The organism is Odoribacter laneus YIT 12061 (assembly GCF_000243215.1).
Classification (GTDB): Bacteria; Bacteroidota; Bacteroidia; order Bacteroidales; family Marinifilaceae; genus Culturomica; species Culturomica lanea.
In genome coordinates this window covers 2,756,042-2,770,917 of sequence record NZ_JH594596.1, presented here as the reverse complement: position 1 = coordinate 2,770,917, position 14,876 = coordinate 2,756,042, and the positions used below count along the sequence as shown (strand labels likewise).

10 protein-coding genes are annotated in these 14,876 nt (G+C 37.8%); 1 reads left to right on the top strand and 9 read right to left on the bottom strand.

Translation table 11 applies throughout. The features are described from left to right. Nucleotides 1-11 precede the first annotated feature (11 nt). From HMPREF9449_RS11515 to HMPREF9449_RS11485, 7 genes are all read right to left on the bottom strand, one after another. Nucleotides 12-3,257 carry a S41 family peptidase gene (locus HMPREF9449_RS11515; RefSeq protein WP_009137440.1) on the bottom strand — a complete coding sequence of 1,082 codons (3,246 nt, stop codon included), beginning with the start codon at nucleotides 3,255-3,257 and terminating at the stop codon, nucleotides 12-14. A gap of 366 nt (nucleotides 3,258-3,623) precedes the next feature. Then, nucleotides 3,624-4,022, bottom strand: a complete 399-nt coding sequence (locus HMPREF9449_RS11510; RefSeq protein ID WP_009137439.1) for a DUF3244 domain-containing protein — start codon at nucleotides 4,020-4,022, stop codon at nucleotides 3,624-3,626. 198 nt (nucleotides 4,023-4,220) lie between these two features. Further along, nucleotides 4,221-5,792, bottom strand: a complete 1,572-nt coding sequence (locus HMPREF9449_RS11505) for a hypothetical protein (RefSeq protein ID WP_040611390.1) — start codon at nucleotides 5,790-5,792, stop codon at nucleotides 4,221-4,223. A gap of 240 nt (nucleotides 5,793-6,032) precedes the next feature. Beyond that, on the bottom strand, nucleotides 6,033-6,749 hold the full coding sequence (locus HMPREF9449_RS11500) for a head GIN domain-containing protein (RefSeq protein WP_009137437.1): 717 nt from the start codon (nucleotides 6,747-6,749) through the stop codon (nucleotides 6,033-6,035). A 76-nt stretch (nucleotides 6,750-6,825) separates the two neighbouring features. Then, nucleotides 6,826-7,551, bottom strand: coding sequence for a head GIN domain-containing protein (locus tag HMPREF9449_RS11495; protein WP_009137436.1), 726 nt, complete (start codon nucleotides 7,549-7,551; stop codon nucleotides 6,826-6,828). Between the two features lie 284 nt (nucleotides 7,552-7,835). Then, nucleotides 7,836-9,086 (bottom strand): efflux RND transporter periplasmic adaptor subunit, encoded by a 1,251-nt coding sequence (locus HMPREF9449_RS11490; RefSeq protein WP_009137435.1) that lies wholly within the window; start codon nucleotides 9,084-9,086, stop codon nucleotides 7,836-7,838. Between the two features lie 42 nt (nucleotides 9,087-9,128). After that, nucleotides 9,129-10,454 (bottom strand): TolC family protein, encoded by a 1,326-nt coding sequence (locus tag HMPREF9449_RS11485; protein ID WP_009137434.1) that lies wholly within the window; start codon nucleotides 10,452-10,454, stop codon nucleotides 9,129-9,131. Nucleotides 10,455-10,852: 398 nt separating this feature from the next. Here HMPREF9449_RS11485 and udk point away from each other — a divergent pair, with 398 nt between their 5' ends. Continuing rightward, nucleotides 10,853-11,467 carry a uridine kinase gene (udk, locus tag HMPREF9449_RS11480; RefSeq protein ID WP_009137432.1) on the top strand — a complete coding sequence of 205 codons (615 nt, stop codon included), beginning with the start codon at nucleotides 10,853-10,855 and terminating at the stop codon, nucleotides 11,465-11,467. 185 nt (nucleotides 11,468-11,652) lie between these two features. Here the strand turns inward: udk and HMPREF9449_RS11475 are convergent, their stop codons facing one another. Both HMPREF9449_RS11475 and HMPREF9449_RS11470 read right to left on the bottom strand, forming a co-directional pair. Then, nucleotides 11,653-12,981 carry a sensor histidine kinase gene (locus HMPREF9449_RS11475; RefSeq protein ID WP_009137431.1) on the bottom strand — a complete coding sequence of 443 codons (1,329 nt, stop codon included), beginning with the start codon at nucleotides 12,979-12,981 and terminating at the stop codon, nucleotides 11,653-11,655. Nucleotides 12,982-13,043: 62 nt separating this feature from the next. Then, nucleotides 13,044-14,405 (bottom strand): sigma-54-dependent transcriptional regulator, encoded by a 1,362-nt coding sequence (locus HMPREF9449_RS11470; RefSeq protein WP_040611850.1) that lies wholly within the window; start codon nucleotides 14,403-14,405, stop codon nucleotides 13,044-13,046. Between the last annotated feature and the right edge of the window lie 471 nt (nucleotides 14,406-14,876).

Below are 14,876 nucleotides of genomic sequence, written 5' to 3'. Positions count from 1 at the left end.
AATGTTTGGTTTTATTTTCCTGATTTGTCAGGGAAAGGTGGAATGGCCGGTTCATGAGGCATTTCTGTTTTCAGTTTTTCCAGAATAATTTCGATGGCTTTGTTTAATTGTTCATCTTCTCCCATGTATTCTTTATAAGGGTCGTTGTCGATTTCGAGGTGAGGAGTAACTCCGCTCCCTTCAATGATAAAACCGCTTCCGTCAACTGCAAAAGGCGCATAAGAAGGCGTTACGATAGCCCCGCCGTCTACAACCGGTACCATACCACTGTAACCGACTACGCCACCCCAGGTACGGTGTCCGATGATTGTTCCTAATTTATTGTATTTAAAACGATAAGGAAATAAATCTCCGTCGGAAGCAGAATATTCATTGACTAATAATACTTTCGGCCCTACGAATGTCCCCACCGGATTCACAGATCCTTCTTTCTGATTGGTGTGCATGGTGTAGAAAGTGGGTACACGCAATAGCCGTTCCGTAATCATCGGAGATACATTCCCGCCTCCGTTTCCCCGATCGTCAATAATCAAAGCCTTTTTGCCGAGTTGGGGATAATAGTGTTTTACAAATTCATTCAAACCGGCAACGCCCATATCCGGAATGTGGATATACCCTACTTCTCCATGGGTGGCTTCGCTGACTTTCCGGATGTTGTTTTGTACCCAGTTGTAGTAATAAAGTTGCGATTCGTCAGCCAAGGGAACAACCAGTACCTTCCGGGCCCCTTTGGCATCTGCTACCGTATTTACTTCCATTTCTACGGTTTTATCGGCCTTATCCACCAAGTATTTAAAAAGATTGTCGGTATCTTTCAGCGACTGTCCGTTAATGGAGATAATATAATCCCCTTCTTTCACATTGACCCCTGGCATTGTAAGTGGCGAACGGGTCGCTTTGTCCCAGTTGGCTCCTTCAATGATTTTCTTCACCCGGAAGTAGCCGGAAGCATCTTTTTCAAATTTAGCACCTAATAGTCCCATTGAAATACGGGCCGGTTCCGGATGCTCTCCGTTTTCAGAATAAGCATGGCCTACGCTTAATTCTGCGATCATTTCACCGATAATATAGGTCAGGTCGGTTCTATGATTTACATAGGGGACTAATACTTTGTATTTTTCCTGTACCCCTTCCCAATCTACTCCATGCATATTCCTGGCATAGAAGAAATCACGCATTTGCCGCCAGCTTTCATTGTAAATCTGCATCCATTCCTGATGGAAATCGATGTATTTTTTTACATCTTTCAAAGAAATGGGCTCGGATATACTGACCGGACCATTTGGAATATCGATGACCTGCATATTTTTGCCTTCCATGGCAATTGCTTTTTTATAACCCGGTCCAAAACTGATAAAAGCTTTTAAGTTTGTTTCCTTCTGAGCATCCAAATCATAAACATGTGTTTCTCTTCCCCGGTTGTAATATACTTTTTGTCCGATCATGTTTATGTTGTAGTAATAAGAAGCGGGTACAGGCAATTCAATCACCCGGTTGTTCAGATTTTCGAAATTATATACTACTGCTTTTTCGGTAGAGGTTATTTGTTTCGTTTTGGATTTTTTGCTTGTATTTTCCGGTTTTACTGCTTTTTCTAGGGGAGCCGGTTTTAAGTTATCGTTTTCCGGAGCAAATGGAATGGGAGCCTCCTCTGTTAAAGGTAATATATATATTTTATTCATATTGGTATAAACATGGTTCCATTCCGTTTGGCTATAAGTAGGATTGAATGTCCGGGCCGAAGAGAATACCAGGTATTTCCCGTCGGAACTGAAGTTGGGAGAATTGATTTCGTACCAGCCGTCGGTAATTTGGTGTTTCTCTTTGGTATCGAGGTTATAAAGGATAAGATTATTTGTATTTTTCTCCGGACGTACATAAGTCAGGTATTTGCTGTCGGGCGACCAGTTATAGCTATAGAAGGTACCGATACCGGATGTTTCTACGGTTTCTGTTTTACCTGTAGCGACGTCTGTAATGTTTAAATTATTTTGTTTGTCGTTCCAGGCTATTTTTTTACTGTCGGGTGACCAGAGAATATTGAAAATATAGGTTTTCAGATTTTGGGTCAGGTCTTGTTCTTTGCCTGTGAATACATCCCGGATCCAGATATTGAATTCTCCGTTTTTATCGGAAATATAAGCTATTTTTTGTCCGTCGGGCGACCAGGTGCCGGCAAAGTCATTGGCATCGGAAGAATTGGTCAGGTTATAGGTAATCCCTTTTTTGGCCGGTACAGAAAATAAATCCCCGCGCGCTGTTAGCAATATCCGTTCCCCGTTGGGAGAAATATCGATATTGCGAATCTGACCGCTTACATCTTTTAGCAAAGGGCGGGAATACAATTGGTCGTTGTCGATTTCTACAGGAACTTTGGTTATTTGTTTACTTTGAGTGTCAAACTTATAAATATATCCTCCTTGTTCGTAAACAATCTGATCTTTTCCGATAGCCGGAAATTTGATATCGTAATCTTTTGAAAACGTCAGTTGTTTGGTGCTTTTGTCCTGTACATTATAAACGTAGAGATTCATCACATTATCGCGGTCGGAAATATAATAAATTTCGTTGCCATCGGCCGACCACATCGGGATAATATCCTGGCGGATATGGTCCGTAATTTTTTCTGATTTTTTAGTATCGAAATCAAAAATCCGGATATCGTCAGCCATTCCTCCTTGGTATCTTTTCCAAGTTCTGAATTCCCGGAAGACATAATTGTATGCCAATTTCTTCCCATCTGGAGAATAGGAGGCAAAACCTCCGTTTTTCAACGGAATTTCGGTCGCTTCTCCGCCTTCTACAGGAATAGTAAAGAGTTGTCCCGTGAAATCGTTAAAGGTATACTGCCGGGAACGGAACAATATATTTTTACTGTCTGGCGTCCAGCCGATCACGATGTTGTTGGGGCCCATCCGATCACCTAAATCATCTCTTCCAAGAGTAGCGGTATAAGTGAGACGTTTGGGTTGTCCTCCTTCTGCCGGCATGACGAATACTTCCGTATTCCCGTCGTATTGACCGGTAAAGGCTATGTACTTTCCGTCGGGAGAAAATCTGGGAAACATTTCGTAACCGATATCGGAAGTTAGTTTCCGGGCTGTGCCTCCTGTAGCGTCTACCGTATACAGGTCTCCTGCATAGGAAAATACGATTTTATTTCCCTGAATGTGCGGGAATCTCAATAATCTGGCTTCTTCTCCGTAGGTGCCGAATACAAATGCCATTAAAAAGACAAGGATGAAACATTTTTTCATAACAGACATTTTAAATTTATGATTTTATTTTGGATAGATCCGCACAGTTGAACCCCCATAGAGTATGGTACTTTTCTTATGGACGAACTTACAAAAAATACTTTAAGAAAGTATCAGAATAGGGAAAAAATAATAAAAAACCTGCACAAACAAATTGAATTTACATTGTCGATTATCGCTTGGTCAAATATTCGAGTAAAATTCAATCGTTGTGCAGGCACTCCAGTGGTGATGAATAAGGGATATTTGGGTCTATCCCGGAGTATTTAAATAGTGCTTGACATTTTCTTTAAAAAGTTTGCCATGCCCCACTTGGGAAAGGGCACAGCAAACACAAAATTGACTTATTATCAACTTGGGATATCTTTATTTCTTTATTTCAAATTTTGCCACTTGCGTTGCCAACTCTTCACTATAACAAGAAATTTTGTAACTTCCTGCTTCTAAGTTTCTTATGTCTAATGTATAAGTACCACCCTTATAAGCTATTGTATTTTCTGTTAAAACAATCGATTTTGCTTGCTGTGATTCTATTTTAAAAGTTACTTGCCCTAAATCATAATAGAAATTACAGTCTATTGTCATTTTGTTTTGGGATAAAGTTCCGTCTAAATATACGGGAGCTGTATCTGTTGGATATACAAGATCTCCGTCGTCTCCTCCGATAAATTCAATATCTTCATCTGTATAATAAGTAGATGAAAAAACCGGAACAACTACTAAACTTATTAATACTATTAATACACCAAAAAACTTTGTTTTCATACACACTTGTTTTTGTTCTCTAAAACTTTTTGGCAAATTTAAAGCAAATTTGGTCCTACTTCCAAATCATTTTATGGGACAAGATAGGGGACAGATGAAAATTCAATAATTTAGTAATTAGATGTTTAAATATAATGAAGTGGTGACACTTATAAAAAAGTTACTTTTTTGAATTAAAATTATAGACAATTTTAAGTATTACATCTTATTTAAATAATCTTCTAAACTGATTTTGTTGTTATCAGCTCCTAGAATTTTTATTTTGAGTCTGTACTTTCTTTTCTTGAAAGCTTCAAAAGTGATTCGGAATACTTGTGCAATATCATTGATGTCCCATTCATGACGAAGCATATAAGCAAGCATTACTTCATCTATATTTAGATCCGGGAATTTATATTGAAGTTTCTCGATAAAATTATTATCGATATTTGTCAGTGCAGAAAAAAGACGTTGGGAGTATTCTTCTTTTTGAGCTTTTAATGAGTTTTCAAATTCATAGTAGACCTTATCTGGAATGAGTTTTATATTTTTAGTCAAAAGAAGTTCTAGTTTTTCATAAGCGCTGCTATTATCTGCAATTAATTCTTTTGATAAAGCAAATCCCCATTGAGTTTTTGCTATTTCTTCTGATAAATGAGCATTCTTAACTTTTAATTTTCGATGTATCCAGCTAAAATATAACGCGACAATACTAGCAGTTAGTGCAATAGTCAAAGAAATTGTAAAATACCAAAGACTTCTATTACGATCTCTTAGATTCTCTTTTTCTTTTTCCGCTAAAGCATATTTTTGTTCTAACTCTTTTAAAACTTCCTTTTCATGGTTCGAATTTATTTGATCTTTTAATTTGTTAAATAAGGAATTATATACACAAGCTTGTTTATAGTCTTTTTGTTCTATTGATATTTGTGAAAGATTTTTGTAACAGTTAGCTAGATTAAATAAATTATTTTCTTGTTCTGCTGCTTTTTTCATTTTCATTCCATAAAATTTGCAACTATCTATTTCTGCTTTTTTACGGAATACATTAATAATTCCAAGATAATATGGTGATTTTATTGATATATCTCGGTTGTCAAGTAGTGATATACACTTTCTGCTAGCCATAAGAGCACTATCCGTATTTCCCGTATTTATAAATAAGAAACTTTGGTTGTTTAGAATACTGGCATATAATTCAGATATTTGAGAATCATTTTTATTATCAATGTAGGTAATGATTTCTAACATTTGATTCGTATTCTCTTTTGCTAAATCATATTTCTTTTGTTTATTATAAATCCGATTCAATTGTCTGAGAGAATATACCATATAAAGGGAATCTTTAAGTTTAGAGTATATTTGATTAGATTTTTTATAATATAATTCAGCTTCAGATAAATTAATCTGTTTATATTGAATTTGGCCTAACCAATAATAAATTAATCCGAGAATATGGTAATCATCCTTTGGGCTTTTCTCAAAATTAATTTCGGCAGTTTTTAATAGTTCATATATTTTTTGAGGATCTTCTTGGTATTTAGATAAATAATATTGGGTTCGGGCGAGAGCGTAATAATCTTTTTTACTATTATAATATCTTTCGGAAATCAGTAACGTGGAATCGTTTTTCAATTGTTTTAAATTTTTGTCCGCGACTGCAGCTTCCAGCAGGTAATAATAAGCTTTTTCAGCTTTGTTTAATTTTGCAACATTTAGTGTTGCCAAGCTATCCCCTATGGTTTCGGGATTATTTTCCAATGCTTTATCCCATTGGGTTAATTGCTCCATATAAGGGGTAAGTTGAGTATCGCAGGCGAATACCCCTAATGTTATTAAGATCAAAAAGCAGTATCTATTCATCACACACCGATATTTGATACAAAAATAACTAACTTTGATAATATAGCAATGTTTTGATTAATCTCTTTAAAATAAGGTGATTTTTTTCTGAGGTGGGAGAAAAAAGCACCTACCTTCCACTGTGGAAAGCAGGTGCCCGCCTAATAAGATACGTCTAACTTTATCTTATCATTTTTGTTTTGCTCGTCCTCCCGAGCTAAGCTTATGATTTATGATTTTGGGATTTCCCTTGTAAATCAAGTCGGCACCTGTAGACATATAGAATTCTAATTGTTCCGATACCTCTATGGTGGCTTTACTACTGGTTGTCCCTTTTATATTTGCAAATTTTACCGGAAAATCCGCAGCATTTAAATCTCCGCTCGTACTCAACTTTGCATCTAATTTGTCAGCTTTCCCTTTTAAATAAATGTTCCCGGAAGTAGTGGCCGAAACTTTCACAACTACAGCTTCTAAGTCTAAGGTCATAATACCCGAAGTAGAGGCTTTCAAATCGATGCTCTTTGCCTGTATTAACTGGGTACTTTTTATCATGGCTCCTGTCGATACCGTTAATTTTTCAAGTTGCGGCAAAGTTACATATACTTCTGAAGAACGGGGAGATTTTATTTGAATATCTTCCGAAAAATATATTTTTAACGTATTTCCTTGTACTTCGGTTTTTAAATACGGTAAAATATTATCATCGGTTTTCACGCTTATACTGTGATCTTCTCCGGGTGTCAGATAAAGATTTATTTCTTGCGAAACCGCGATAGCAGTAAAAACTTTTACTGATCGTTGTTCGGTGACAATGCGACCGGATGCTTTAACCGTTTTTTGCTCTTTGCCACTCCAGGAACATAGAGAAAAAAGGAGGACAGGAAGTAAAATAAATAATTTCATAGAATTGTAATTTTTATGGGACAGACGTAAAATCCCTTATTCTGTTAATATCCAGAAAGTGTTTTTGAAGATTTTGTTATTTTACACCTTTGCCTCTAGGCTTGGCATAGTCCGATTCGGCTTTGAGAATACGGGGTTCTCCGTAATAATCTAATTTACCCCTACTGTTTGTATCGTATTCCAATTCGTCGGTCACATAAATCGTTGCTTTGGCGTTAGAACTTACCTCTATATCTGCTTTGCGTACAATGAATTTTTCAGCATCTAAATTAGCCGCAGAACTCACTTCGGCATCTAAGATATCTCCTTTACCGTTCAGCTGAACTTTTGCAGCAGAGGAAACTTCCAAATCCAAATGAGTAACATCCAGGTTCATAATTAATTGAGCCGCAGAATTTACTTCTATTTCCATATTTGTAGCTTTCCAAGCGTTTGTCACTTTGATCTGAGAGGCCGAAGAAGCTTCAATTTTTTCCAGATTCGGTATACTTACATATACGTTTATCGGTTTTGTGATTTCTAAATTTTTTTGTTTTCTATCCCGATTAACGGCAATAACGAGACGGTTTTTTTCTACTTCCGTTTCTACATACTTTATTATATTGTCTTCGGCTTCTATACGTATCGGCTCTGCTTGTCCCTGAGTTAAAAAAACATGAATTCCGGATGAGGTATTTAGTGCTGTGAAATGTCCAACTTCCCGTTGTTCTTTTATTACATTTCCAGATCCTTTTTCCCGGGTACCCCAGGAACAAAGCGTCAGCATAAGGCAGCTCAGTAAAATAAGATGTAATGTTTTCATAATAATATATTTAAAATTTTAGGTATAATTTCTATAAACCATTTTCCTGTATAAAGGTTTTCGTCTTTATTGTATGACGGAAATTTATGGTTTTTGTTACACTTTTTTAAGAAAAATAATTGATCCCTGTTGTATCTAGATTTATGAACGTTTTTTATAATGATTTTCAGATGTAAGTCTGTATTATAAGAGATTGTTGGTCTCTTATAAACAGGCTTTCTGGATAATTTATTGAAAAAGGTTGGAGTTGATTTTCAATTTTTATTTGGTTTTACAGCTGTTGCCTATTTTAAGACCAGCCGCTCATTGTCGCCGTACATTTCATAACCGGAAGTAATGACTTTTTCTCCGGGTTCCAAACCTTCTATTACCTGATAGTATTGCGGATTTTGTTTTCCAATCTTGATGGTACGTCGGTATGCTTCGCTGCCATCGGGAGAAAGAACAAATATCCATTGTCCTCCGGTACTTTGATAGAAGGCTCCTCTCGGGATCAATACGGACTCGTCGGACTGTCCCAATTGAAGGTTAATATGGTAAGTCTGTCCCGTACGTATATTTTCCGGCATATCCCCTACAAAACAAAGGTCCGTTTTAAATTGTCCCCCTTTTACATCCGGATAGACTTTCATAACTTTCATGTTGAAATTTGTACCTTGACGTTCCAATGAGGCTGCCAAATCTTTGCGTACCCGGTCAATATAATGTTCGTCGATTTGTGCGGTTACTTTATAGTTGTCTAATACATTGATTTTACCCAGTTCCATACCACTACTTACAGATTGACCAATTTCTACCGAAAGTGTTCCCAACTGCCCGCTGATCGGTGCTTTTACATTCAGGTTTTCGTATCTTTCCCGGACGAGTTTCAAGTTTCTCTGCATACTCTTTAAACTTTCTTCCATATTCTCAATCTGAATTTCGCGGTACATGGAATCCTGTTTCTGGCGTTCGATTAACATTTCATTGTTTTGTACAGAAGTTTCATAATCCTCTTTTGCCATCAGATAGTCTTCTTTTGCAATCAAGTCTTCTTCATACAATTTTTTATTTTGTTCGAATTTTCGTTTGTTACGGGTGACGTTCAACTCACTTTGTAAACGATCCTGACGGATACTTATTTTTTCTTTTTCCATAGAAAGCAGTGTATTTCTCAATTCATTTTCCTGATAAGCCAGATCGGCTTCGCTTTTCAGAATTTCCATCGATAAATTGGGATTTTCAAGTTTGACGATGATGTCTCCAGCTCTTACCATCGCCCCTTCTTCCACTACTTTTTCAATGACGCGTCCTCCTTCCATGGCACTTAACTGAATGAATGTGATCGGTTCTACATTTCCCATGATCCGGATGTAATCGTTGAAGGTTCCTTTTTTAATCCCTTCAATGGTAATTTTATCTTTTTCTACCCTTAAAGTGGAACTGTGATTTCCAAAAATCAGCCATCCGATGAAAAGGAGTACAAAAGCTCCTCCCAAAAGATAAGGGATATGTTTTTTCTTCAATCCTTTTTTCTGTTCAATAATCTTATCCATGATTATATATTTTAATTGTTATTCAATAGGTTTTTTCCTGTTTTAATATTTGATTTTTGCTTGTAAAGGAGCTCCTCTGTAGAAATCGACCATTCTTTTTTTGATTCCATACGTTAGTTTCGCTTTTAATACGTCGAGTTTTGCTTGCCTCAAATTATTGTCACTGGTATTTAAATCGATAATGGTCACGAGTCCTTGTTCGTATTTTTTTTGGTTCGCCTCATAAGATAACTGGCTGAAATTTTGCTTTTTTATCGCCATGTCGTATTCCTGTGCAGCGGCCTTTAAATCCAGTACGGCTAATTCAATTTCCTTATATACAGATTGTAATGTTTCTTGATAAGCGAATTCTGCATCCTGCATCTGGTATTTGCTGCGGGATACCGTAGAATGCCGGGAAAGTCCCCCGAATATGGGAATACTTACGCTGAATCCGAAACTTTTTCCCAGATTGTTTTTTATTTGAGAATGGAAGGAATTTTCCTGAGAATCGTAATAATAGGTGTTCAATGTACCGGAAGCTCCGAAACTGGGGAACAACTGACCTTTGGTGATGTACCAATTCAGTCGGGCCGCCCGGAAAGCATATTCGGCTGCACTTACTTCGGGCAGGTCTTCTTTGGCTTTTCCGTATATTTCTGCGATACTTAAATCGTGTGTTTCAGGAATATTGCTGCTGAGAGAAGAGACTTCAATATCCAGTTCTTCATCGGGATTGTAATTCATCGCTTGTTTAAGTGTCACTAAAGCTGTTGCTTTTTTGTTCTGGTTGGCAATCAGGTTGTATTCACTTTCGGCCAACTGAGCCTGTATGTCAAATAAATCACTTTTAGGTTTGATACCCAGCTCGTGTTGACGCTCCATTCTTTTTAATTGTAAACGTGCATTCTCCAATTGTTCCTGTGAAATTTCAATTAATCCTTCCGCATAAGCCAGATCGTAAAATGCCTGCATGATATTTACCGCAATATCGTTAGCCGTTTTTTCAGAATCTTGTAATCCTCTTAATTTGGATACTTTCCGGTAACGTAGCGTGTTGATAGCCGTAAAACCGGAAAATAGATTAAGGTTGGCCCCTACCCGGTAGTTGTTAGCAAGTATACGGGAATCTACATAGGTGTTGTCGGCTCCGATAGAACGACCGAAACTATATTCCAAACTTGAAGAACCACTTATGTTAGGTAGTAAATCCAGACGGGCGTCTCTTAAATAGGCATTGTCTATTTTATTGTTGAGTAATTGACGTTCCATGGTCAAGCTTTGTGCCACACCATAATCAATGCATTCCTGTAACGTCCATTTTTTCTCTTGGCCGTAACTTTGAAAAGCAATCAAGACCGTGAGTAAAGTGATACCGATTTTTACCATTTTATTTTGTTTTTTATGATTTCTATTTTTCTGCATTTGCTGGAAATTCTACTAAAAACGTGCCAAAATCACAGATCGTTTATAATCAATGTATTGTTGAGGCGTCATTTCCGACGGTTGTCAAAAAAATAGACAACGGTGTGAAATTATTTGACAGTAAATAGGGTAGAAAAGATGGAAAAGATTTTAGAATTAAACGAGAGGGAAGAATTTGGAATCTTTCTGGTAAGACAAAAGAATGTAAATTTCAAAATTCTTTTGCTTTTGCAGTCGGTAAATACTTTTGTTATATTTGTGCTGTAGAAGGAGGATAGACCCGAGGGGGCAGGAGATGAACGGCTTTCTTCAGGGAGGGAAGACGTTGCCTGTTGTAGATTATAACCCGTAAGTTGCAGCATATGAATACAACTGTCATAGGAGTAGCCGGAGGAACCGGTTCCGGTAAGAGTACATTGGTACGAAAATTAAGGGAAGCTTTCGCGGAAGAGGAAGTGATTACCTTGAGCCACGATTATTATTATAAGGCCAACAATGATATTGGTATCGAAGAAAGAAGAAAACTGAATTACGACCATCCTCAATCTTTCGATACGGAAATGATGATTGAACATGTGCGTACCCTGAAAGACGGTGTACCGATTCAGCGGCCTGTATATTCCTTTGTCGAGCATAATCGTTTGCGGGAAACGGTAAAAGTAGTGCCGGCCAAAGTTTTGATTGTAGAGGGGATTCTGATTTTTGAAAACAAAGCCCTTCGGGACCTGATGGATATTAAAGTATATGTAGATACAGATGCAGACATACGTTTGGCCCGCCGAATTTTGAGGGATGTACAGGAAAGAGGCAGGAGTATGACTTCTGTCATCAACCAATACATTTCTACAGTGAAACCAATGCATGAAGAATTTGTAGAACCTTCCAAGAAATATGCGGATGTCATCATTCCGGAAGGGGGATTTAATTCCGTCGCTCTTTCCCTTTTGATCGAGAATATCAAATCCGTTATCCGTTAGGTGATAGGGAAAACAGTTCTTTTGTCATCTATTTTTGCATTTTTCTCTTTCTCTCTGTAGTATCCGTACGGGATAAGGTATTTTTATTCCGGATGTGGAAATTTTTAAGTGTCCCCAAATTCAGACATTTCCTCGGATTACAGTTTTATTTCTCCTGGAGGTATCGGGAGAGCCTCTGCCCGGATTTATAGTTCAATCGTGAATCGGGTTTCCTTATTGGGAACGGAATGTACGCGGATAGATCCCCCGTGTGCCCGCATAATCTGTCGGGCAATACTCAATCCTATCCCAGAACCTTGTTCTTTCGTGGTAAAAAAGGGTACAAAAATCTGTTTGATTAGTTCTTCCGGGATACCTGGACCATTGTCTTTAATCGTAAAAATAGTCCGGTCGTTTTCTGTTTTCCAGGCTTTAATTATAATACATGCATCCTTCCGGCCTGATAAAGCCTGAATGGCATTTTTTACAATATTGATCAACACCTGTCCTAACAGGTTAGAGTCGGCATATAATTTTAAGTCTTCCGGAACTTCCGACATATCGATTTTGACGGCGTTGAAATTGTCTTCAGCACTGCAAAGAATGACGATGCGCTGAATAAATTCACTTACATTGAATAATTCCCGGGTAGGGGTAGGAATACGGGTAAATTTACGGTAGGATTCCACAAAGGATACCAATCCTTTGCTGGTTTCGCTGATGACATGAAGTCCGCTGATGGCATTCGAGCGGATATCGCTGTCCGGAACGTCTTTATCTTCATAGAGGGTGAGCAGTGTGTCACTGAGGGAGGTAATGGGTGCAATGGAGTTCATAATCTCGTGCGATAATACGCGGATCAGCTTAATCCAGGATTCGATTTCCTTTTCATCCATTTCGTTGTTGATATCATGGATAACGATCAGGCGTACAAATTCGTTCTCCAGCGTCATGCCTGAAGCCTTAATGCTCAATTGTACACTTCCCCTTTCCATCGTCAGGGGGAAAGTCTTATTATCTCCGGGCCGGATCGTGTCGAACAAAACCGTCAAAGCCGGGTCTACCCTTTCCAATTGCCGGATGTGTGTAAAAACATCCAACCCCAGAAGTTTTAGAGCGGCTGTATTGGATTGCAATACAAACCCTTTTGAATTTAAAATGACGATGCCAGAATGGATACTGCCCAGAATCATTTCGTAGAATTTTTCTTTCTGCTGGGCTTCGATCCGGATTTTTTGGAGAACACTTTTCATTTTATTCAGGATATAACTCAGAAACATTTCAGAACTGGTTCCTTTTTTTTCAATAAAATTGATGGAATAATCGTCGTTTTCTATGGATTCGAAAAAGTAGGCCAGTTTGCGGTTTACTGAATTATAAAGGGTCAGCGTCTTGGAAATATAAATGATGGCTCCCAGGGCGCATAGCAATCCCCAGCCTTTATAAGAAAAATAGAAAAAGGCTGCTGAAGCTACAGAACAACCGACGATAATCAGGATGAACAATAAGAGATGTAGTGAGATTCTCCGGAACATATTTTAATATTTACTTTTTGCGGAATCGTTTTGTACTGATTTCGAAGAATAAATTGCAGATGTTATAAATTGTATTTTTTCATTTTGTTATAAAGTGTCTGTCGGGTGATACCCAACTGGGTGGCTACGGCCGATAAATTTCCGTTACTCCGGTCCAGAGCGTGTTGAATCATTTGTTTTTCCATATCTTCCAACGTCTCGTTTTTATCGATAAAAGTTGTGGTGACCGTTTTGAAGAAAAAGTCCGAAGGTTTGATCGTATTCCCTTCGCACATAATCACCGCTTTTTCGATTGCATGTTGTAATTCCCGTATATTTCCCGGCCATTTATATTCCTGTAATTTCTCTTGAGTTGCCGGTAGCATGTTGCAATTTTTTCCGTATTTCGAAGAATATTTTTTCAGGAAATATTCGGCTAGTGGTACAATATCTTCTCTTCTTTCCCGAAGCGGGGGAATTTCAATATGAATAGTGTTGATCCGGTAGAGTAAATCTTCCCGAAAATGGTTTTGCTGAACCATTTCCTGGATATTCCGGTTGGTAGCACATATCAGACGGATATCGGTATCTATGGGTTTATTGGAACCGACCCGGGTGATTTTACGATTTTGAAGAGCTGTCAGTAACTTTGCCTGTAGGGCATAAGATAAATTGCCGATCTCGTCCAGGAACAAAGTACCTTTATTAGCCGCTTCGAATTTTCCGGCTCTGTCTTCCCGGGCATCTGTGAAAGCCCCTTTTGCATGCCCGAACAATTCGCTTTCGAAAAGTGTTTCCGTAACTGCTCCCATATCTACGGATATCATCACTTCATGTGAACGATTCGACAGACGATGGATTTCCCGGGCGATCATCTCTTTACCGGTACCGTTTTCACCGGTAAGCAAAATATTGGCATCTGTTTTAGCGACTTTACACACCAGATTATAGACCTGCATGATTTCCGGGGAACTTCCCCACAGCATAGAAGGTTCGCTATTCAACTGATTTTTCAAAGCGTTTTTTTCTTCCTTCAGCTGTTTTACTTCGTTCTGGGATTCTCTCAACCGATAGGCTGAAAGCAAGGTCGCTACCAGTTTTGCATTATCCCAAGGTTTGACCACAAAATCCGTCGCTCCTTCTTTTACCGCTTTTACCGCTAGTTCAATATCTGCGTATGCGGTAAATAAAACCACCGGAAGGTCCGGAACCTGTTCTTTGATTTTGGAAAGCCAAAACAGACCTTCGTTACCGGTATTGATGGCAGCAGAAAAATTCATGTCCAATAAAACGACATCTACCCGCTCAGCCGATAATACCGTAGGTATGCGTTCGGGAGTTGATAACGTAATTACTTTTTCGAAATAACTTCCCAATAATAATCCCACTGCTGTCAGTACAGATTTATTATCATCTACTACTAATATTATTCCTTTTTTTGCCATGTCCTTTCTGAATTTATCATTCAAAGCTATAAATCCTGCCGGATATATCCATAACAGTGTCAAAAAAATAGACATTTTTCAGAATTTTTTACAAGAAAAGAATGTTTTTTATTTCATCATATATTTGTAAATTCTGTACTTATAGGCAAAAAGTATGTGTATACTTTTCATAGTAGTTTCTCATTTTCCAAAAAGAAATCCGAAATACAAGAAGTATAATTAAAAACAATTCGTATGTCATTTTTAGAAAAAATCTGACGCTCAAAAGTGGTCATAAAAGGACTAAAATGGTCTTGTTCAAATATTTTTTTTAATGCCTATTAGTAATCAGTTAATTAAAAATGGCTTGTTCAAATGCTTTTTTTGCATTTTGTAAAAATACCCTTTAACTTTAATAGAGAAATCTTCTTACCCACCCGGGAATTTGGTAAGTACGGATGAAAAAACAGAAATAGTTGTAGTCTGTATGTG

Excerpts from the sequence above, each read along its gene's own strand:
- HMPREF9449_RS11490 (WP_009137435.1), bottom strand. The coding sequence starts at position 9,086 with ATGGATAAGATTATTGAACAGAAAAAAGGATTGAAGAAAAAACATATC.
- HMPREF9449_RS11495 (WP_009137436.1), bottom strand. The coding sequence starts at position 7,551 with ATGAAAACATTACATCTTATTTTACTGAGCTGCCTTATGCTGACGCTT.
- HMPREF9449_RS11505 (WP_040611390.1), bottom strand. The coding sequence starts at position 5,792 with ATGGAGCAATTAACCCAATGGGATAAAGCATTGGAAAATAATCCCGAA.
- HMPREF9449_RS11475 (WP_009137431.1), bottom strand. The coding sequence starts at position 12,981 with ATGTTCCGGAGAATCTCACTACATCTCTTATTGTTCATCCTGATTATC.
- udk (WP_009137432.1), top strand. The coding sequence starts at position 10,853 with ATGAATACAACTGTCATAGGAGTAGCCGGAGGAACCGGTTCCGGTAAG.
- HMPREF9449_RS11510 (WP_009137439.1), bottom strand. The coding sequence starts at position 4,022 with ATGAAAACAAAGTTTTTTGGTGTATTAATAGTATTAATAAGTTTAGTA.
- HMPREF9449_RS11500 (WP_009137437.1), bottom strand. The coding sequence starts at position 6,749 with ATGAAATTATTTATTTTACTTCCTGTCCTCCTTTTTTCTCTATGTTCC.
- HMPREF9449_RS11485 (WP_009137434.1), bottom strand. The coding sequence starts at position 10,454 with ATGGTAAAAATCGGTATCACTTTACTCACGGTCTTGATTGCTTTTCAA.
- HMPREF9449_RS11470 (WP_040611850.1), bottom strand. The coding sequence starts at position 14,405 with ATGGCAAAAAAAGGAATAATATTAGTAGTAGATGATAATAAATCTGTA.
- HMPREF9449_RS11515 (WP_009137440.1), bottom strand. The coding sequence starts at position 3,257 with ATGAAAAAATGTTTCATCCTTGTCTTTTTAATGGCATTTGTATTCGGC.